Here is a 21,461-nt window from a genome sequence, read left to right on the forward strand (position 1 = left end):
ACCGACTGAACTGTTATGACAAACTGATTAAAAGTACAAATTTTCGTTTCAAAACGGCAAATAATGCAGATAGTGTAATCTTAATTTTACGTAATACCCCTAAGTGAGTTATAATATTCAGAATATGATATGTATAGGTTCATGGTATATCATATCTACATTGTGGCGGTATGAAAAATAACATACTGCGGGAGGTTAAATAGTTGAATAATCAGAAGTATCAGTTGCTGTCTGCCGGATACAAGTCGTTTTTGTTTTCGTTGCTTGTGATGACAGTTGCCAACAACATAGCTTTTTTTGTGGACTCGGTTTTTATCAGCCACTTTTTGGGGATTGAAAAGCTGCCTGCGGTGGAGTTGTGTTTCCCGGTTATGACATTTGTGAGTATGGTTTATCTGATGCTGGGACTTGGCGGCAGCACGCTGGCCCTGAACCATATGGCAGACCATGAAAAGAAAAAAGCCGATGAGACCTTTACTGTTTCCATAGTGTTCATAACGCTGTTGGGAATTTTTCTGGCATTCTTCGGACGCATCTTTTGTGAACAGTTCGCCGAGCTTTTGAGTCCGGAATCATCCTATGTTAAAGATGTTCTGGATTATCTCAGTGTCCTGGTGTTGGGAATGCCCCTTGTATGTTTGATGATGTCACTTGCATATTTTGCAACAGCTGACGGAAAACATAAAATGGCATTTCATGCAGTAGTTATTTCCAATGTCATCAACATGGTCATGAATGTGGTGCTTATAAAGGTTATGGGAATGGGACTTTCCGGTGCAGCATTTGCTACCATTATCGGATACTTTTCCGGATTCATGTATATGATGAGATACTTTTTTAGCAAGGACCGTCAGCTGGTGCTTGTGAAAATGCCTAAGAAGACCGTGCTTTCACATCTTCATGACATAACTCTGAAGGGATTTCCGGAGGCATCTTATCTTCTCAACATCACTTTGAGAGTCCATATTCTCAATATGATAGTTGCAGCCTATGGAGGAAGCAGAGGTCTTCAGGTATTCAGTATTTTCAATAACTGTATCTATATGTTCTTTACATTGGCTCTCGGTATCGCTCAGACACTGGTGCCTTTGGTTATCATTCAGGTACAGAACGGCGATTATGACAGAGTAAGGAAAATGCTGTTTAAGTCCATAAAAGCAGCATTGGCAGGAGCTCTTGCTCTCTGCTTCATTCTGGAGCTTGCACCTCAGATCATACTTATGCTTTTCAATGTTTCGGATCCTCAGACAGCATCTGAGTGCATAAGGGCTATCCGCATTTTTGCATTTTCGTTTACAGGAATGGCATTTTGTATCATCATGGTACATTATTTCCAGGCGGTTAAACATTTTACCTACGCCCATATCATCACTATCATGGAGGGACTTGTACTGCCTATAGCGATGATGGGCATATTTGCTCCTTTTTTGGGTGTCGATGGTTTGTATATGGGCTTTCTCTTCATAGAGATTCTGGTGCCGCTTCAGATACTGTTTATGGTGCTTCGGGAAGATTCATTGGTTAATCATAAGAAATACTCTTTCATGCTTCCCAAGAAAACCGATGACAGAAGATTTGAGTTTACTGTAGCCATGAATCTGGATGAGGTTGTAAGTCTTTCAAAAGAAGCCAGCGACTGGGTGAGTGAAAGGACTGATGATGTCACAGCCATGAAGACCTGCCTCGCCATTGAGGAAATGCTTACCGGTATCACGGCGGGAAACACCGGAAGCAGCGATATGATCGACGTGGTGCTCCGCGAGGAAGGCGATGACATTATCATTACCATACATGACACCGGAAGAGAATTTAACCCCACAATCGTTGACGAAAACTTCGATTATGCCTTTGATAATGCCTACGTCCTGAACAAGATCGCCGATGAGATAACCTACAATCGCGCTATGGGCATAAACAGTACTATGATAAAAATACAAAAGAAATAAAAGTTATCCAGACATTCTCAGGTGTGTGATTCAGTGAATAATAAAACAATACCGGTCATATAAAACCGAAAAAGGCGGATGCGTCAGCTTAAACTGATACATTCGCCTTTATTTATGCCCGGGATTTAGTGCTTTAGCCTTTAGTCTTCTCCTTATCGTTATCATCCGGATAATGATAGACTATCTGAACATCATCTATATATGTGATATCTTCTGCCGGAAACTGTGACAGTATGACATGATCCTTACCGTCATAGTCTGTGACGTACAGACCAAGATAAAATTCATCACTGATTTTCTCAGAGAAAGGAACGGATACGGTGGTGGATACGTCTTCGTCTTTGGTTAATTTTCTGAGATCGATGTCAAGCCCCTGCCAGAATACTTTTTTCTTATCCTTATCAAAAACTACCATGGTTACGGGCCAGTCGAAGTAGAAACCTGCATTTCCTGAATTTCTGAAGGAAAGAGTCATATTAAGGGTGTTGGAGGAATAGTTGTAAAGCATTTTGAGCCTTGAAAGGTAAATGCGGTAACCCATTCTTCTGAGAATCGAATCCATGGTCAATGCATATTGTTCATCAGTAAAATCCGGAACCTTGGGACCAAGATATGTCATCCTTGAAGTAGTAACATTCTGGAGCACATCCCCAAGCCCGTTTCCCAGTATCTCCTCCATGGGAACACTGCTGGTGAACTCTCCTCCTACAGGGTGCACTATTCCTATGTCCGGAACCGGTTTAAGAGTTAATTCCTGACCGGAAGTCCGCTGGGTGCCACCTTTGTTCAGCCAGTCAATCCATTTTGCGGTATCCCCGCTGTGACCAACCATATCATTGAAAACGCCGTAACCCTGTTCCATAGCAAAGTTATAGTTGCGTCTGGTCATGAGAAGAGCATTTTTGAAGTTTTGTGAGTATAGATTAACGTATTCTTCGCAAACCTCTTCACTGGGCATAAGGGACTCATCATTATTTCCCGTGGCGTGCCATTCACCCCAGTGTCCGAGGCTTCCAAGTTGAACAAATGATACAAAATGATCACGATTACAGTACTCTGCCAAAGCTTCCAGAGCGCGCTTATGATATTCTTTGAAAGTCTGGTCTGAATAATCGGGGCAATAACCTTTTCCAAGTACCGTGTCATAGAAAGTACCTGTGGATGTTTTGGAATAAAGCCATTCCGGTATGTCCATGTGGGATTCGGATCTCGGAATATCGCACACGAATCTGATAATGGCATGCTTATTTTCGGATTTCCACCTTTGAAGGTTGAACCTGTTTTCAAGTCCGTCAATATCAAAACTACCCTCACGCGGCTCCCAGTCTGCCCAGGTCAGTCTGATATATACAAGCTTCGCTTTTTCACAAAGTTCAGTATTGTCAGCCGAAGGAGCAAAACCGATAAGAGGATTATCGTACATGGCATTATCCGAGGCAAAACCGATGTTTACATTGTAATTGGATCGGGCCTTTATATAAAACATCAAAATGCATATCGCTGTTGCTAGGACGATAATCTTGATAAATTGTATCAAGCGGTTTTTTTTAGCCATTATATTCACCATTATACTGAATGAGATTTACATCCTTTACTCCGGGGAGATCGTTTATCATGTCGGCTATCAGAAGATTGTCATGCTTGTTACGGAATTCCACGGTAAGTTCGACATTTTCTTTTCTCATGGTCTTGGACTTTATCTGATAATGCTGACTTCCGAGCATCTTCATGATCTTTGCACCAGTTGCCTCTCCTTCGTAATGTACAACCAGTATGTAAATCAGACCATTTTTCTTTAACGCATAGAATCTTTTTACCAGAATATACATTATAACCATAGTGATAGCTGCCAGAGGGTATATCTGTGCGGCTACAATGATACCGATTGAAATGGACCAGAACAGGTAAAGAAGATCCATGGGGTCCTTTATTGCTGTTCTGTATCTTACGATGGAAAGGGCACCTACCATACCGAGGGAAATAACGATATTACTGCTTATGGCCAGTGTCAGGGAACAGGTAAGGATCGTCATGCCCACAAGTGTCATGGCAAAGGAGGAGGAATAAACTACTCCTCCGTAGTACTTTTTATATAGAGACTGTATAAAAAAACCTAATATAATTGCGACGGTAAGTGCTATTACCGCACTGATGATAAAATCAAGGGTAAGCCCGTTTCTTGCTGTAAAGGTTTCTATAACGGATTTTTTAAAATAATCACCTGTAGTCATATTTGATTCCTCCAACCGATATTTGTTTTACTTATTCCCGCCGTTACATCTGTTATGTGGTGAGCTGCCTCATAACAACCGACATACTTTGAAAAAGCAATGAACTCCAGTCCGTCAACAGGCAGAAGTTCTTTTATGAGCATGGGTAAAAATTCAGTATATTTTACTTCCAGTACTTCTGTTTCAGGTTCTATAGCAGGAATTTTTGGAAGACTTTCATCAAAAATATCAAATCCCCCTATTGCGGCAGCAATCTCGCTGTCAAAGGTTATACGTACGGTTCCCTCTTCCTGTATTAAAGGTATACGGTTATAGTCAACGATAACCTTTGGCCTCAAAAGATTTGTTACAAGCTCAACATAGAACTCTTTACACAGATTTTCTTCTTTATAAAGAAGAAATCCATATTCGCCATTCAGAATCATCTCGACTTCGGAACGGGTAAGGTCGGCTGCTTCCTTAAAAATGTAATTCCCGTTTTTCAACTTCCTCTCTAACGAGATCTTGGAATCACTGTAATTGTAGATCCTGATCCTCCATTTTTTTCTGTAGAAGACACCCATGAGTTTCTCCTGGTAGGCTGAATTGTAATAATCATCGAAGTAAAGACTTCGGATTTCATAACCTTCAGGACCTGCATGCGAATCCAGTTTCAGAAACGGCTCCAATCTTTTCCTCAAGACCAGACTTTGGCTTCGGGATATGACATATTTCCATTCATTTCTGAATACTTGTTTTCTTTCGGCCATTTGTATCCTCCCGCTATCGGTCATTTATAGGTCAATGCTTTGATGCTGCCATTATCCATGACATAAAAACACATAACACCATGGATTGTCTTTTTGGTTTCGGTATTATAGTATTCATATGCCTCCTGTTCGAGGCCATAGGAATTATCAGACTTGGCAACAACCTTCAGAAAATACTGTCCCGGCTCAAGGGAATTAATGTTAAGACTTGTTTTAGTCAATCCTGTTTTTGATACGAGGATATTGTTAAATCCCCAGGAGTCAGATAATGTTACATCGTATGTGAGGTTTGAATCCAGGATAAAGGATTCTTCCCAGTTAAGGGTGATAGTGTCATCATCCAGAATTGTCGGCTCCTTTATATGGAAGGGCCATGGAGTAAGGAGAGAATCATTGTAGGAATAATAATTATCTTCCATCTGTAAAGGTATCTCCGATATGAGCGTTCCGTATTCTTCTTCCGATACTCTTGCAAACTTCATGTCAGGAGGAGAAAACAGGAAGGGCTTTACAGTTTTGGAAAGTTCGACTGCCTTCTCAGAGACATTATCAGGACTAAGAACAGAATTATGAAGCTTTTTAACGTATTCACTTAGTTTATTGATACAGTTCCTGTTCTTCAGAATTTTTGAAAACAGGACTGAATCATTAAAGATAAATATGCCTTTCTCCCATCCTGCAGAGTAATCCTGATCTCTGACAAGCCTATAGTCTGCCCTTAGTGACCCATCCATATCTCCCGGTATAAAATAGAATTTTTCGGAGCCTACAGGACTGTACAGATAAAACTTTTCGGTATCCGTATCCTTATTATCCATAAGAATGTTTAAAGCCATAAAGCTGTAAAGATTATCTTCATTGAAGTATGAGTTTACAATGCTTTCGATATCCTTGGAGTCATCATTTAAAGCATCAAGCATCCGGATAAGCTTCGAATAATCATTACTGCCTTCAGCTTCCAGGAGCTGCTCGAATTTTTTCTGGTCATAACGGGAATCGGTTGGCTGAACGATCACATCTTCATGTCTCCTGAAATCGAAATTCTCAACATCATACAGCTCTCCGCTGCTGTTCAGATTTCTGTTTGTAAGGTATCGTTTATTTACTGATTCAGTCATGGTATACAGACCATAATCAACGAACAACTGGTTTCCCTCAAGGGAGTTGTCTTTTACATACAGATGAACAAATTCCGTTCTTGCAGATAACAAGGGGTCGATATCCCTTATCAGCTCATTAGACAGCTTGTTTAAGAAACGGAACGGATCACCGAAGCACTTCTTAAGGTTAAAGTTCTTTACACCTGATACATTACCGCTTCCAGAATTGATTTTTACTTTGTAACTTTTTTGAGGTCTTTTTGACGCTTTATGACCTATAAGTCTTACAGTTGCATTTGGAGTAAGGTCTCCATAACCAAAACTTGTGGAAGAAGGTCCGGTTTCATCACCGAATTGTACAAGGGCTTCGCAGTAGTGGATATCTTCATCATTGGTCTCATACCAGGAAATATCATGACTGTTTATATCAGTCCATGAATAATAACCTGTATTCTTACGATCGTTTTCCCATCCAACGGTAAGATACAATACGGGTTCAGCCATAGCTGTCTCATACAGTACATTATTGTCTTTCACCTCCATAAGAGACTCTGTGGAGGCTTTTTCGTAGGAAGCTGTCGGTTTAGTGCATGCCGAAAATGACATTACAGATCCCAAAAGACATATGATAAAAAATGTATTTTTGAGTAAGGTATCTTTTTTCATCCTATACTTCCTCTTAGCTATATACTACGGTGCCGTTATTATTGACAGTGAAGCAGAAGCACCCAAAATATTTGCCTCCATCTTCCATCGGATAATAGTCGAAACAATCTATGGTGTAACCTGAGTCACTTGTCGCGGTGACTTTCAGATAGTAAGTTCCCGGGGACAGACTCTTTATGGTTGTTGAAGGAACAACAAGGTCATGACCCTCGTATAAAATGTTTTCAAACAAATAATCTGTGGCAAGCATGTAGTCATAGGTTACGTTCCTGCCATAATTATAAGAAGCTCCCCAGCTAAAGGTGGTTGTATTTTTCTGGTAGTCCACGGTTGGCAGGTCTACATAAAAAGGCCATGGCCATTTTAAGGATTCCTGGTAGTCCTTGTAGTTTTGTTCCACTTCATCCCCAAGTTTTGAAACCAGTTCATCATAAAGAGCCTGATCCTTTATTGGTGAATAATAAAAATCAGGAGATGAAAAAAGGAAAGGTTTTACTACTTCAGCATACTTTTTTGCGCGGGCTTCAACTATTTGTGGAGAAAAGTAGTTTTGATAAATATCGTCAACAGCGTTTGAAAGCATATCCCTGTACTTCTGTTCTTTCATCATCCGGTTTACAAGCACCAGGATTAAGTACTTTGTCATTCCGCGTGACCAGGATTTTCCTTCTGAAAAATTAATTGTTTCCCTGTAATTTGCCTGCATTGATCCATCCATATCCCAACAGATAAAATAAAATTTTTCGGAATTCAGCGGACTGTACAGAAACAGATTACGGGGGCCTACATCATCATTTCCGTTCAATATATTGAAGGCCAGGAAATACATCATGTTGTCTATATCAAAGTGTTCTTCAAGGATCCTATCAATAGGAATGGAATAGTTATTGACTTCCGATAAAGTTTTTTGAAGGTTATCGTGGTCATCGTTGACCTTTGATTCCAGAAATTCATCAAATTTGGACTGGTCAAATGAAGGATCGTCCTGATCCAGCATCAGATCCTCCTGGATAGTCCATTCAAAAAATGAAAGCTTATACAGCTGTCCGTTTTCATCAAAACCATGATTTTTGAGATAGGTTCTGTTCACCTGCTCAGCCATGGTATAGAGACCGTAATCTTTAAAGCCGTCATGATCAACTGTGTCATTTTCGGGCTTTATTTCGGAATCTTTGATATCGGTAAAAATCTTTCCGAATGAGTCTTCATCGGAAGTTTCGTCCTTAACATATAAATGAACGAACTGAGTCCTCCCGGCGATGATTTCAGGGATAGTATTTCCGAGATCGTAACAAAGCTTATTTGTAAAGCGATAGGCTTCGGTCATATGTTTTGTCAGATTCAGAGTACGCTGGCCTCTGAAAGATCCTCTCCCGTCTTTTATCCTGACCTTATAGTTTTTCTGCCTGTTGGAAGTGGATGACTGCCCTCTCATCTGGACTGAAACATTGGGAATAGTTTCTCCATATCCGAAGGAGCTTTCGGTAATGCCCTTTCCTGTCTCATCAATCTGAAGGAGTCCCTCTGCTTTAAAACGATCTTTGATGCCCATTTTTGCATAATCATTCTCAGAATAAGCATTGACATCAAACCATGTATGGTCAGTGCCGTCACCTGCGTTACCCTTACTGACAGTAAGATACATGGTGATGACAGAATAGTCGTCCTGGTTTTTGTATAGCTCCTTATTGTCACGGAGGTGCTCTTCGGCAGGTTCAGCTTTGATGATCGGCTCAGTTTCCGTAGTGGATTCATTGTCAGTCTCACTAAGGAAATTGAGCGGATCAGTCGAGGCTGCAGCTGTCCCTTCCCCTGAAGCACGTTCTTTAAAGGAACATGCAGTAAGGATACATATGCAAATGAAGAAGGCAAAGAAATAGTGAATTGATTTGTTGATCACTGATTTGCACCTCCTCCTGAATTACTTCCTCCTGCATTACTCAGAATCGGTTCTTTGCTTTTCCATTTAAGATCCTCTCTGGCCTGGGCTTCTTCCAGTTTCTTACTTATACTTACAAAAATGCCTTTTTCTTCAGTCTGAACCAGATTCTGTTTTGAAAGAAGATAATATGGCAGCCTTCTGGAATACCAGTTAAGTCTTGTGATTATATAAAAATAGAATATGATCACACCTGCGAAAAATCCCATACCATAGAACTGCTCATTTCCAAATATAATCTGCCAGATGGTAACACCGACACTTATGGCGGAAAAAAGAAGTGAACCGATTAAAGCTCCTGTATAATCATCAAAATACAGCTCTATAAGAAGTACAGAATTTGCTATGGCATATACTCCGTAGCCGACACAAAGGAGTTTATATATAGCAAGAGACAATGAACTTACTCCCGGGAAAAGGATTTCAACCAAAGGAGTACCGACAACTATAAAGATAATGGTGGCAAATACCTGTTTACTTCCAAGATAAGCCAGTTCACGTGAAAGAACTCTGAGCATATCTTTCTCGGCCAGTTTGATGTCTTTGATAGCACCTTTATAGGCGAAAAGTCCATAATAGTTACTGTACTTTGGATAAAAATTTACCTCCACAGAAACTACAAAGTTGATGGTGGATATAAGGATTGAAGCAAATGCCATAAGAGCCGGTACCTCATATTCGGGAGCGCCGTAAAACAATCCTCTGTATTGAACTTTAAGAGGACCAAAATACATGATAAGGACATGGCCTAGAAGCCCTACTTTCATAAGAAAACTGGAAACAAGCAATTCGGGATACCTGTCGATGTATCTGAGAAAAGAGTAATTGCTCCCTGAACTTTTCGGAAAATAATCCAGCATAAGCATATACATTCTTGTTGCCAGTATTCCGTAAGCAACAGTCACGGATAGTAAAAATCCTTCCATACTTGCCATTCCGAGGACAATCATTATAAGCGCCAGTAAAAAGCCTGACATAAGTGAGATTGTAAAGGAGATAACGATGGAACTGAAATCTTTCAGGGCTGTTATGTAGATCATTTCTGTCCAGACCACCATAAGGATCATGGCAAACCAAAGGCATAAAATGAGCTGCAGGAAATTTTCAACTGAAGCTATCAGTATAGGCGTATATGTGATAAGACAGATAACCAGCTCCAGGGATACCGCTCCATAAAAGGATGGCATAACTTTATCTTTTTTATCTTCATAAAGCCTGTCGGAAACATATCTTGTAACCACCATATCAAAGATTGAGGTTATAAAGAATGCAAACATCAGACTATAGGTCAGTGAACAGTTTAAAATATGTCTTTTGTAATCGCTGATTCCTATGCTTTGTGACAGCATGGCTATGCCGCAAAGGAATATAATGCCCAGCAGCATGGGGCCTATGGTTACTATTCCGGAGTAGCCGTAAGCCTTGCAAAGACTGAATATTCCTTTTTTACTGAAGAGTTTTTTTAAGCTGAAGCCTATACCTGCCATCTTTTAAATACCTCATCGTAAACACTCTGATATTTTTTGATCATATCGTCGTGGAGAAAAAACTTTGCAACTCTGTTTCTTCCTGCTATACCCATTTGATATCGGGCTTCGGGTTTTAAACACATTTGTATAAGTGCATTTGTGAGTTCCGGAATATCCATGGGAGGAACACAGATTCCCGCCATGCCGAAATCGTCTTCGGGAGATCCTGCCAGAAGCTCCTTGCAGCTGCCCACATCTGTTGTGACACAGGGTCTTCCTGCAGCGAAAGATTCAAGCACTGAAAGAGGCATACCTTCCGAAACACTGGATAGAATTGTGAAATCAAAATCTCCCAGATGCTTTACAACATTGATAGGTCCCATGAAATAAACATCATCAACCTCCAGAAGATCCACAAGATCATAGCATTCCTTTGCATACTGCTTATCATCTTCGGGACCCGCAATAAACAGTCTTGCGTTGGGAACCCTTTCCTTGGCTCCGGCAAAAGCATATATCATGGTTTTGACATCCTTTATGGGGGCAATACGTAGAACGGCACCCATATCGATATGCTCTGAAGGTTCCTTCATGGGGATGTCTTTGAATCTTTCATAATGAATTCCGTTCCCTATGAATACACATTTATCCGGGTCGCATCCCATTTCTATCTGTATCTTTCTTGCGTCCGAGTAAAGACTTGTGACCATGGAAGCCTTACTGTAGGCACATTCCGAAAGCATGTAAAAAAACTTTACCCAGAGCTTTTTAAAGGCCGGTATAACCCACTTGGCACGAATTATCTCCTCTTCTCTCTCTCTTGTGTAAATCCCATGCTCGGTTATCATATAAGGAACGGTATATTTATAGCTTCCGAGTCTCGCCAGAAGACCGCCGTAGCCTGTGGCTATGGAATGAAAAAGATCTGCTTTCGGCGCTTCCATGCTGAGAAGATACAGTACCGGCAGGAACATTGACCTTACTGTGTGGAAAAAATCAGAAAATGCCGTATATGGATACTCATCTTCACAAAGATTTATAAGTATATCCAGAAACTCTTCGCTCATAAGGAAAGAAATGGGGTCTATCCTGTCCTGGGAGTACATCTTAAACAAAAGATCCCAGTCCGGTGAAGCACAGTTTACGAAAGCGCGGAGTGTTGCTATCTCCTGCTTTGAAAACTTATATCTTTTCGGAATACCCTTTTGGGTAAGGGCATCATTTAAAAATACTTCATGTATTTCCACCACGTTTTCCGGCAAAGTATATTTATATTTACCTTTCATGGAGGCGTCGGCACCTATGGCCCATATGACAAATTCATGCTGAGGCATGGCAGACATATACTGATGTATCCAGGTAGATACACCTCCTGTAACATATGGATAACATCCTTCCAGAATTACGCAGATCCTCACTTCACACCTCTGTATAATATATATATTCGGACTTTTTGAAGTCCCTGAGAGCTGATAATCATGCAGTCAGTTTTATATCAACCTTGTCTTCCGTACACTCTACCAGATAAAGATCTTCCGCTACCTTTGTATAGCTTCCGTTTGTTATTGTATCTATACTCTTGCCGTTGTTGATTCTTACAAGCATCCAGGCTTCATCATAGAAGCTGTTGAAATTAAGGTTGATGTCATTGCCGGTATATTCACGGTTTATCTTTATCAGGTCATATCGTTCTATGGCACCGGACAGCTCTGTACCTGAAAGATTTCTGATGGCAGGACAGCTTGTGTACAGCCATCCAAAATATTCAAGAAGGTTGTTATAGAGCTTTTCCCATCCGAGTTTTGCTCCTCTGTCTTCATCAAGTACATCATCCGGATGATGGAAATGTGAGTTGACAAGATGGAAATTAAGCTCCGAAAGAGCTGCTATTTTCATGTAATCATCAATTATACATCCTGAGGTTACACGAGGGGCATTTATGATACCATCCTCGGAGATATCAAATTCCTGTTCGAAACACATTTCTCCCGGAAAATAAATTGAAGCAATACAGCGTGTCGGAGTATACAGGCTAAGTATCTCCCTTCCTTCATCGGAAAGAATGTTTGAAGGAGGAACATAGACATTCAATTCCTCATTGGGAAACAGTCTGTGTGTAAAGTCAAATACTTCATCAAGAGATTTTCTGATATCTTCCCTTGTGGGCCAGGGAACATAACTGTCATATTTGTCCTGATAATCAAAATTCTCAAGAACCAGCGGCATGTGGTTATAGCCATGTATCCCTATCTCGCCTCCTTCATCCAGGAGCATGTTTCCATAGTAATAAAACTGAGAAGTTTCGTAATTTCTAGGGAAATCACCACTTACTACATCTGAGTAATCTTCTATGACGAGACCTGTATAATCAATACCGTATTTCTGCGCCATTCTGTATAAGTCATTCCACCAGATCTGCATATAGAAATCGGCAACAGGTATATTGTAATCTCTCTTTATATATGTATTGTCTCCTTCAGGGACCGGAGAAGGAAAATCATCTATATAGAAGGTGGCTCCGTTAATTACAGGATATGCACAGTAATCATCAAGAAGACTGAAGGCTGAACAATGTATGCCTCTGTAAGCTTTCTCAAGATAGCCAAAATTATCTACTACTACGGAACCTTTTCCGTAATTCCTTCTCCAGATAAGCGGAGTTGGATAATCATCAGAAGATTCCATGTATACTTCACAGTCATTTTCCAGGGTATAACTTAAGGCTGCGTCAAAGGCATCTGTCACTGGGAAGTCATGGGCAGTGCCGCCTATCATAAAATCCCTGGTAAAATGAATACCTTCAACCAAAACATTGGACTCACCGCAGTCCTTTACTCCAAGCATGTTGAACATTCCCTGATAGCTTCCGGGATAGGAAGGAGGATAAGGCACCATGAGATTACCGCCATTTTCCACCCAGGCCAGAATACCGGAAAGCTCTTTTGAAATCTTATGGTAATTGGTGATCGCAAGAACCAGTTTATCGTAATCTTTAAGAGAATCGGATTTGTAGTCAGCTGCATCACAAACATCGTAAGGCATCTTCATCTGGCTGAGTATCGGAATCCATATATCTCTCGCATCGTCACTTTGATTGTCTCCCGGTTCCAAAACCAGAAGAACTCTTCCGTCTCCTGTTGCTTTAACTACACCTTCTGCATTCTCCGTGGTCTTGATACGTGACAGCTCCTCCTTTGACATTATGCTGAGTCTGTCAGGTCTTATACTGTATTGGATATTCATCTGAAGAAGCACAAGTGCAGCCATGGTAAGGCAAAATACAGCCCCTATAATGTAGAGACCGTCGAAGCCGGCTTTGGCCAGTATTGTATTCCTTCTTTTATGTCTGTGGTTGATATTCTCATTATCCATTTTCTAACAGGCCTTCTCATCCCAGAAATCCATCAGATCTCTGAGTTCTTCCGGAATGTATTCAACTTTCTTTTTTATCTGACTTATTATGTCATTGATAAGAGTTCTGTTCTTTTTCAATATGGCCCAGTGAAGTAAATAGATGTAGATTCCTTCTCTTTCAGGCCATCGTTTGGTCATGTAATCGATGTCTTCATATAAAGCCTTAAGGTCCTGTAACTGAAGATCTGCATTGGCTTTTTTGTTTATGAGTGACCATCGTCCCTTGACATTATCCTTCATCAGCTCACCAGCTATGAGATCGGAGAATTTTCTCAGATTACTCTTCAGTCTCTCACCGCTGAGAAGTCCGCTTGCAATGTATTTTTCAAGCAGGTTCATGTAATCCAGATCAAGTTTATGATCATCGGGATATAAGGCCTTTTTGTTTAAAAGATCGTTTAACTTAAGGTCAAAATCTTTTTGTATTTCGGTAAGTGCCGTTGCTGCATAGTGTACAACCTCAGTGTCACCGTTTGATTTTGCATAGAAAAGCTGCTGGACAAAATCAGTCGGATTCGAGTAAAGGAGATCGATGATAAGAGCTCTCTTGGTTTTTGTATCATTTATGGCAAGGGCTTCCGAAAGCGGAACAACATTTCCTGCTGCGCTGTCATCACTTATAATGATACTCTTTTTTATATCGCTGATCACATCCATCATTGTGTCGCCGCCGGAGGAACGGGTAGCAGCTTCCGTGGCTTCGGATCCGGCAGGAGCTTCTTCGTCATCTTCATTATCTTCAAATTTTAAAGCTGATGAAGCATTCAGGACTTTTGCTTCGTCATCAGGCTTTACTTCCAGATCTATATCAATGGCGGTTCTGTCACTTCGAATGTCAGAAGTTTTTTTGGCCAGCATAAAGATAAGTCCGAATAAAGGTATAAATATAGCTATAAAAAGGTTAACGTAGTTGTGGCGGAGTCTTCCGGTTTTCATAAGGACAAATAAAACGATACATATAATGTAATGAAGTGCAAATAGAATCATTAAAAGGATCATGCTCACACTCCTTCCACAACTGTAAACTCGATACCATTTTCCCTGAGACGCTGATCTATGATCTTGAATACATTGGGATTGATCTGTCTCATCAGAAGATAATATTTTCCATCCTCTCCTATTCCCAGGGAATCGGTATGACGTATGAGATGTCCCAGCTTTTTATCGGTTTCAACAATGTTGAATGAATGCAGCTTCAATAGCACATGATTTGCGATGCCCTTATCCGCCATATTCCTTTGGGCTTTAAGCTCGGATATGAAAAACTCTGGCTTAAGGATTCCGGTATTCTCAAAGTATTTGTTTTCTTCCATAAGAGTCTGGTATCTCAGTGCTCTTATAAAGGCGAATCTTATAAGGTGGCAGATGATGGTGAAAAGATTCATGTAGTAAAGACTCATCTGCATTTGTGATGCCTTATAAATACAGATCATGATACGGACTTTTCCCTCATCCAGGATTCCGTAAGCATAGGCAGGAAGCTCCTCTTTAAAATCAATATTCTTCCAGGTCTCACGGTTTTTGATCACCTCATAAACATCACTTATCTGTTCAATATTCAGAGATTTAGGCTGATCCGTCAGAAGCTCTCTTGAACATGCCACCAGTCTTCCGTATCTCTGGAATTTATCCAGGGTATAAATTGCTATAGTGTGGTTGTCCAGGATATTTTCCAGAGTTTCAATGCTGTTCATAAAGATCTTCTCAGGTACTGAACTGTCCAGACTGTGAACTGCTTCAAATATCTTTCCGAAACTGTCCTGATAACCAAGTATCTGACGTTTATACTCTTCCTTGTTGTTTATGACTGACATATAAACATCATTCAGGAAGGAGTATTTGTTGTGAAGGGAAATTGCCTCATCCTCAGCAAATTTCAGTTTCTGATCCTTTGTACTTACAAGATAGCCCGTAATGGCTCCGGTCATCAGATAAATGGCGAAGGGAAGCCAGTAGTCCATATTGTAAAAAAGCATCTTGATCGTGATCCCTATCTGAGAATAAGAGTATATCAATGAAAAACACATCAGAAGTCCCGCAAGCATTCCCGGTATCATTCCGTAGGTAACACCCAGTATGACAACAAAGAATAGTCTCAGATCCACATATTTAAAAAGCGTATTATCTGAAGTATAAGGTAAAAGCAGCTGGATGATGACAAACAGAACAAGTGTTTCGGTAACTGCCAATGCTATATGCGGAAGCTTAGGCATCCTCTCCAAAAGATTTTCAAGAATATTTACTTCTTTATTCAGTCCTTGAATGTATATCTTATAGAAGTCATTCAGATTTTCTACAATGTTATCCAAAGGGATGAAGCCATACTCTTTTCTTATATTTCTGTTTTCGTTTTTCTCATCAAGCTCCAAAACGCAGGGCTTTCCTTCGGAAAAGCTTGCCTGTGTTGAAGGTTCACATTTTTTAAGTAATTCTGCAAATGATTGATAAGTAAGTCCTGAATCCGAGGTTAATGTGTAGGTTCCTGCATCATCCAGGGTTTCCTCGGTTATAAACATTAAAAGCTCTGTAAGGTCGCGAACAGAAAGAAAATCAACCTTTCCGGAGGCATCATATGGAAAAACTATAGGTTCGATCTCTTCCATCCTGCTGAAGAGACTGCCCAGATAGTTTTTAGTATTATTATATTTGCTGTACAGGTAAGGAGCTCTCAGGATTATGTATTTCAAATAGTTTTTTGTGGAGCTGTATCTGCAAAGATTTTCAAGCTGACTGCATTCGAATCCGGTTTCAGACAGATAAATCTTCACTTTGCCGTTGACGGTATCCTTGTAGTAGTAGTTAAGGCTGCTGACGGAGGATATAAAAATTAGCTTCTGAACTCCGATTGCAGAACAGTTATGGATCAGAGCCGACAATTTCTTGTTTTCGTCTCTGAGACCATCACACCCATCTGTATAACCTGAAAAATACCATACTGTGTCCGGTGAAAAAGCGTGAAATATTTTTTTACAGTTATCAGAGGAGAGATCCTCTTTATAGGTCTTTATTCTTTTTGAATATTTAGCGGAAAGCTTAATCGGGGCAACATTATCAGAGTCGTCAGAAATGATGACAACTCTGTAATAATCCGCAATATGGTTAAGTGTTTCCGTTTCAAGACAATTGGTATTTCCTGCGATCAAGATACAGGAAGTTGAGTCTTCTTTTGTTTTGATATATTTCATGTACTCACCTTTTAGAGTAACCTGTTTCGACGGACGATAGATTTACAGATGAATCAGTTGAATGTGCTTATGAATTCTCTCCTTCATCATGTATCACGATCCTTCCCTGCCCATAGGGATCTTTGTACTCGTCTCCGATCTCTCCGTTTAATGTCTCTGTAATGTAATCTATCAATATTTGATTATCCAGTTTCTGGTTGTTTTGTACTACCTTGCAGCCGTCGAAAGATGTTATTCCGTTTCCGTTTTCCTGAAGAAGGTAGTTAATGCCGGCCACGGTGTAGGTCTTGGAAGGATCTATAGGCTCCGTTCCGACTTTTACATTTTTAACACGGCGCTTACCCTCAAATCCCGTGCACATACCTTTGTCATCTTTTTTAGCTCCGCTTTTGACAGAGGCATCTATTTCGTATCTTAATCCGGAAACCTGTATAAAACCTCCGTCTTCATCAGGAATGTTTTTTGCGCCCCATTCAAGAACATCAATGATCTGCTGTCCTTTAGCTTCTATAACAACGATGGTATCTCCGAAAGGATTTACATTGATTATGTCGCCGTAAGTAACATCACCTTTTTGTATCTCGGCTCTGATGCCTCCGCCGTTTATGATTCCGATATCAGCTCCTGTCTGATCTCTGTAAGCATCGGCACAGAGATCGCCGAGATTTGTTTCGGCACGTCGCACCATTCTTACAGGCTGTCCCTTTGAATCCTTTTCCCTTGGATCGTTTACAGTCAGTTCTACGGATGAGTGGGCTACCACCTTTCCCATAAGTTTGTTCACATCTGCATCATCATTATCAATTTCCTTTGAAATCTTATTTTTTATTCCCAGAAGATCAGGCAGAGAAACATCATTTGCCCAGCTCCAAACGTTGGTATCGACTATGCCCTTATCTTTATTGAGGTGGCTGTAGCCGATGACATTGAGCTTTGTGCCCAGACCAAATCTTGGTACGTCTTTACCATCCTTATCCTTCATGACCACATGTTCAGTGTCATGACTATGACCATCAAAACAAACATCTATACCACTTGTGTGTGAAATTACATCTGCATAAGTCCATGGACGTACATCATCATACATGCCGAGATGTCCCACAAGATATACATAGGAAGCCCCCTGTGCTCTTACATCATCCACTGACTTCTGTACTGCTTCGTAGAGCATATCTCCGGTGTCATCCTGCATGAAATCGTAGATATATTCACCCTTATCATCCTGGAAGAATTTTGGAGTTGATGTAGTGATGGTTGTGGGGGTTGTTACACCCACAAAGCCGATTTTTATTCCGCAAATTTCCTTAACGACATATGGTTCAAAAACAAGCTCACCGTTTTTTCTGAAGTTACAGCTTATGAGGGGGAAATTTGCCATTTCAGAGATCTTTATGAACTGATCCATACCGTAATCAAATTCATGATTTCCAACCACAGCAAAGTCATAATTGAGGGAATTCATAAGCTTTACGAGATCTTCGCCCTTTGTGAGAGTTCCCACTGCTTCTCCCTGAATAAAATCTCCGTCATCAATAAGCATGGTAGTATAGCCTTCAGCATCAAATTTATCTCTCACATCCTGAAGCCCCGCATAGCCGAAGCCTTTATCCATTCCGCAATGAACATCACTTGTAAAGAGAAGCACTACTTCTCCGTTCTTTTCCGGTTCTTTGGTATCAGCGGACCCTTCTTTGCCTTCTGCCATAGTTCCGCCGGACTTTACACCGGCAGCAGTGGTTTCTGTGGTTTTGGTTTCTCCTGTTGAAGTCTCCTCCGGAGTGACCTGTATTTCCGGTATCTGATCCATACAGCCGGTCATCAGCATCATGGCTGTTGTTATGGAAAGTAAGGTACGTAAAGAACGTTTAAAATTGGATTTAAGCATGTATCGTCACCTCGTTGTGATCAAAAATATATAAAAAAAATATAAAGCCGAAATGTAGCCTAACTCGCTACATATTTTATCGACTTTATATTTATAATAATAATATTTGATTTTCTATTTAGAAATTATTCTTCACAAAAGGAATAAAAGAAGAACTTTCAGTTTGGTTTTCTGCTGAATGTGGGAAGTTCAGCTTTCCTTTTCAAAATGTAAAAAACAGGGAGAATGCTGAGATCATCAGCATTCTCCCTGAACAAAATCTTTTATTGGTAGTCCATCACCAGAAACATTGGTTTAACCTGGACCACTTCGTCATATTCTTTTTGAGAAACAGTAACATCGCTGTTCAGCTTCTTGAGGTCTTCCTTCATTATAGTAAAGGCATCACTAACGCTGTCAGCCCTGCCCTCTCTTATGACTCTTATCATTCTCTCCAGAACTACAGGATGTGCATACTGAGGCGGAACCGGGAAGTCTTTAGTATCCTTCATGGTTTCAGACATATCCTTAAGAGCGTCTGCCCATTCCTTCTCCGCATAAGCTTTATTATTTCTTCCTGTGGGAAGTATCCTTGAGGAAATAACGATAAAGATGAAGGAGAAACCAAAAAGCACAAAGTAAATGGCCAGGCCCTGCCCTTTGATAAGGGCAAAAACACCAAACAGTGCCGAAGCTATGGAAAGCATCAGGATAACCAGTGCAACTTTCTGATAGGTTGGACTTATGCGTTCGATGACGCGCTTCTGTTTAGCAGTTACAGACAGTTTTGTATACTGATCAGGATAAGCTTTGACAACTTCCTCAGCATCTCTTAAAACCTTAACGGAATTTTCCTGTTCCGGAGAAAGCTCCTTTAAGTATCTCTTCCGCTCCTCTTCTTCAGCCATTCTCAGCTTGTATTCAGCTTCCACGCTGTGAAGAGGCATCTCGGGTCTGATCTTTGAAAGCTCCTCAAGGAACATATCAACTTCTTCTTCGAACTTAAAATTACACTGTTTCTCAAGCCCGGTGCCATACTGCACAACCAGGTAAGGCATACTTCCGAAAACACCTTTTCCGGTAAAGCCGCCCTTACTCATGGCAACTCGTTTGAAGCATCTGTTTATATCCTTGTAGCTTATATAGTAGACTCTGTCCAGAAAGAAACTGTTAAGATAAAGTGCCTTAGCACCAAGTCCGCAGGGACCTACTTTCAGGCATTTTTCTTTATCTTCTTTCAGTTCTTCTTTTGTTAATGTTGTCGTTCCGAGACATTTAGGAGTAAAAAACATTTTAACCTCTGTTATTTATGCATGTGCTGCATGATGAACATTTACATTGGGATTATACTTCTTTGCTGCCTTAAGGAAAAGACCAAGGAAGCATACTGCTACGATAATTCCAAACGGATATGCAAATGTCTTGTTATTTGTGAATACAGGAATGAGACCTAAGCATTCAGGAGCCATTGAGAAGTAGGTAGCTGATACTGCTGACATGAAAGTTGCAGGAGCTGCACATACCCAGTAGTTCTTCTTCTCTCTTACGAGATACATTGCACCTGTCCAGAGAACCAGCATAGCAAGAGTCTGGTTTGTCCATGAGAAATATCTCCAGATCACTGCGTAACTGAAAAGTCCAAAGGAGTTTCCGAAACCAAGGAATGCACCGCATCCAAGTAATGGTACGCAGAGCTTAAGTCTGTTCATGTAAGACTCCTGATCCATCTTGATCCAGTCTGCAACTGTATATCTTGCTGAACGGAATGCTGTATCACCTGAAGTGATAGGACATGCAACTACACCAAGCATTGCAAGTACAACACCGACGTTGCCCATGGTCTTTACACAAACATCATAGATAGCTGCTGACTGTCCTGCTGCAAGAGCCTCTGCAAGACCTGTATTGAGACCGCCCTCAGCAGCATAGAGTGAACAACCTGCCGCTGCCCATACGAGAGCGATACAGCCTTCGGCTACCATCGCACCGTAGAATACGAAGTGTCCCTGTCTCTCGGACTTAAGACATCTTGCCATAAGAGGTGACTGGGTTGAATGGAAACCTGAGATAGCACCGCAGGCAACTGTGATGAACATGAAGGACCATACAGGAGTTGTCTTTGGATGCATGTTATAGAAGTGATCCCAAAGCTCAGGTGTATGGAAACCATTTAACGGAAGTCCGATAACAACACCGATCGCCATGATGATAAGGCAGATACCGAATACAGGATAAATCTTACCGATGATCTTGTCGATGGAAATAAATGTTGCGATGAAGTAATAAGTAAGGATGATGGCAAGCCATACAGCTGTGTTTGCAAATGCACCGGTCACGCCCTTATTTGCAAGAAGCTGAACAATAAGACCTGCAGGACCAACAGCAAATACTGTACCTACCATAATAAGAAGAACAACAGAGAAAACTCTCATGATGGACTTCATGGTATTTCCGAGATACTTACCTGTTACCTCTGCGATTGAATAACCGTTATTTCTCTCACTGAGCATACCTGAGAAGTAATCATGTACGCCGCCGGCAAAAATTGTACCGAAGGTGATCCAGAGAAATACTATCGGTCCCCAAAGAGCGCCCTGAAGTGCACCGAAAATAGGACCAAGACCTGCGATGTTCAAAAGCTGAACCAGGAACAACTTCCACTGTGGTAAAACAACATAGTCAACTCCATCATTAATGGCGACAGCCGGTGTTTCACGGTCGTCGGGACCAAAGGTGTTGTCGACTAATTTACCATAAGTAAAATAGCCCGCAATCAGTAAACAGAGACAAAACAAAAAACTGATCATACATTACCTCCTTTGTAGATTGTTTATTAAATTTTCGTATTTATTTTAGAATTAATTGAAAGCGGTTTCAATAGATTTCAGGAGACTTAAT

The 21,461-nt window shown here is 40.7% G+C and carries 14 protein-coding genes; 1 reads left to right on the plus strand and 13 read right to left on the minus strand.

All coding sequences use genetic code 11. The features are described from left to right. The first annotated feature begins 203 nt into the window (after positions 1 to 203). Complete coding sequence (locus T357_RS0103465) at positions 204 to 1,946, plus strand: MATE family efflux transporter (protein WP_031548678.1); 1,743 nt, start codon at positions 204 to 206, stop codon at positions 1,944 to 1,946. 133 nt (positions 1,947 to 2,079) lie between these two features. On the opposite strand, the gene T357_RS0103470 is transcribed toward T357_RS0103465, so the two are convergent. From T357_RS0103470 to T357_RS0103530, 13 genes are all read right to left on the minus strand, one after another. Continuing rightward, positions 2,080 to 3,501 (minus strand): DUF4832 domain-containing protein, encoded by a 1,422-nt coding sequence (locus T357_RS0103470; protein WP_031548679.1) that lies wholly within the window; start codon positions 3,499 to 3,501, stop codon positions 2,080 to 2,082. Next, entirely contained in the window at positions 3,494 to 4,177 is a 684-nt protein-coding gene (locus T357_RS0103475) for a DUF4956 domain-containing protein (RefSeq protein WP_031548680.1), read from the minus strand. The genes T357_RS0103470 and T357_RS0103475 overlap by 8 nt, the downstream gene beginning before the upstream one ends. After that, positions 4,174 to 4,926 (minus strand): polyphosphate polymerase domain-containing protein, encoded by a 753-nt coding sequence (locus T357_RS0103480; protein WP_044916001.1) that lies wholly within the window; start codon positions 4,924 to 4,926, stop codon positions 4,174 to 4,176. The genes T357_RS0103475 and T357_RS0103480 overlap by 4 nt, the downstream gene beginning before the upstream one ends. Positions 4,927 to 4,946: 20 nt before the next feature. Beyond that, on the minus strand, positions 4,947 to 6,692 hold the full coding sequence (locus tag T357_RS0103485; protein ID WP_031548682.1) for a CotH kinase family protein: 1,746 nt from the start codon (positions 6,690 to 6,692) through the stop codon (positions 4,947 to 4,949). Positions 6,693 to 6,705: 13 nt separating this feature from the next. Then, a complete protein-coding gene (locus T357_RS0103490; protein ID WP_081828033.1) occupies positions 6,706 to 8,592 on the minus strand; it encodes a CotH kinase family protein in 1,887 nt (628 codons plus the stop codon). Then, complete coding sequence (gene pelG / locus T357_RS0103495) at positions 8,589 to 10,118, minus strand: exopolysaccharide Pel transporter PelG (RefSeq protein ID WP_049962240.1); 1,530 nt, start codon at positions 10,116 to 10,118, stop codon at positions 8,589 to 8,591. The genes T357_RS0103490 and pelG overlap by 4 nt, the downstream gene beginning before the upstream one ends. Further along, positions 10,106 to 11,518 (minus strand): GT4 family glycosyltransferase PelF, encoded by a 1,413-nt coding sequence (gene pelF / locus T357_RS0103500; RefSeq protein WP_031548687.1) that lies wholly within the window; start codon positions 11,516 to 11,518, stop codon positions 10,106 to 10,108. Before pelF ends, pelG begins: the two co-directional genes overlap by 13 nt. Before the next feature lie 58 nt (positions 11,519 to 11,576). Then, entirely contained in the window at positions 11,577 to 13,472 is a 1,896-nt protein-coding gene (locus T357_RS0103505) for a DUF2194 domain-containing protein (protein WP_049962241.1), read from the minus strand. A 3-nt stretch (positions 13,473 to 13,475) separates the two neighbouring features. Further along, positions 13,476 to 14,513, minus strand: coding sequence for a hypothetical protein (locus T357_RS0103510; protein ID WP_031548693.1), 1,038 nt, complete (start codon positions 14,511 to 14,513; stop codon positions 13,476 to 13,478). 2 nt (positions 14,514 to 14,515) lie between these two features. Then, complete coding sequence (locus T357_RS0103515; protein ID WP_031548695.1) at positions 14,516 to 16,699, minus strand: NAD-dependent epimerase/dehydratase family protein; 2,184 nt, start codon at positions 16,697 to 16,699, stop codon at positions 14,516 to 14,518. Positions 16,700 to 16,766: 67 nt separating this feature from the next. Next, complete coding sequence (locus tag T357_RS0103520; RefSeq protein WP_049962242.1) at positions 16,767 to 18,584, minus strand: bifunctional metallophosphatase/5'-nucleotidase; 1,818 nt, start codon at positions 18,582 to 18,584, stop codon at positions 16,767 to 16,769. Between the two features lie 263 nt (positions 18,585 to 18,847). Further along, entirely contained in the window at positions 18,848 to 19,855 is a 1,008-nt protein-coding gene (locus T357_RS0103525; protein WP_031548700.1) for a hypothetical protein, read from the minus strand. A 15-nt stretch (positions 19,856 to 19,870) separates the two neighbouring features. Beyond that, the gene (locus tag T357_RS0103530) at positions 19,871 to 21,370 is read right to left on the minus strand and encodes a carbon starvation CstA family protein (RefSeq protein ID WP_031548703.1); all 1,500 of its coding nucleotides are present in this window, start codon (positions 21,368 to 21,370) and stop codon (positions 19,871 to 19,873) included. Positions 21,371 to 21,461 lie beyond the last annotated feature (91 nt).

The organism is Oribacterium sp. FC2011 (genome assembly GCF_000701645.1).
Taxonomy (GTDB): Bacteria; Bacillota; Clostridia; order Lachnospirales; family Lachnospiraceae; genus Oribacterium.

What these genes read in the sequence shown, in the direction of transcription:
- T357_RS0103470 (WP_031548679.1), bottom strand. Translation starts at nt 3,501, where the DNA reads ATGGCTAAAAAAAACCGCTTGATACAATTTATCAAGATTATCGTCCTA.
- T357_RS0103475 (WP_031548680.1), bottom strand. Translation starts at nt 4,177, where the DNA reads ATGACTACAGGTGATTATTTTAAAAAATCCGTTATAGAAACCTTTACA.
- T357_RS0103480 (WP_044916001.1), bottom strand. Translation starts at nt 4,926, where the DNA reads ATGGCCGAAAGAAAACAAGTATTCAGAAATGAATGGAAATATGTCATA.
- T357_RS0103485 (WP_031548682.1), bottom strand. Translation starts at nt 6,692, where the DNA reads ATGAAAAAAGATACCTTACTCAAAAATACATTTTTTATCATATGTCTT.
- pelG (WP_049962240.1), bottom strand. Translation starts at nt 10,118, where the DNA reads ATGGCAGGTATAGGCTTCAGCTTAAAAAAACTCTTCAGTAAAAAAGGA.
- T357_RS0103505 (WP_049962241.1), bottom strand. Translation starts at nt 13,472, where the DNA reads ATGGATAATGAGAATATCAACCACAGACATAAAAGAAGGAATACAATA.
- T357_RS0103510 (WP_031548693.1), bottom strand. Translation starts at nt 14,513, where the DNA reads ATGATCCTTTTAATGATTCTATTTGCACTTCATTACATTATATGTATC.
- T357_RS0103515 (WP_031548695.1), bottom strand. Translation starts at nt 16,699, where the DNA reads ATGAAATATATCAAAACAAAAGAAGACTCAACTTCCTGTATCTTGATC.
- T357_RS0103520 (WP_049962242.1), bottom strand. Translation starts at nt 18,584, where the DNA reads ATGCTTAAATCCAATTTTAAACGTTCTTTACGTACCTTACTTTCCATA.
- T357_RS0103525 (WP_031548700.1), bottom strand. Translation starts at nt 19,855, where the DNA reads ATGTTTTTTACTCCTAAATGTCTCGGAACGACAACATTAACAAAAGAA.
- T357_RS0103530 (WP_031548703.1), bottom strand. Translation starts at nt 21,370, where the DNA reads ATGATCAGTTTTTTGTTTTGTCTCTGTTTACTGATTGCGGGCTATTTT.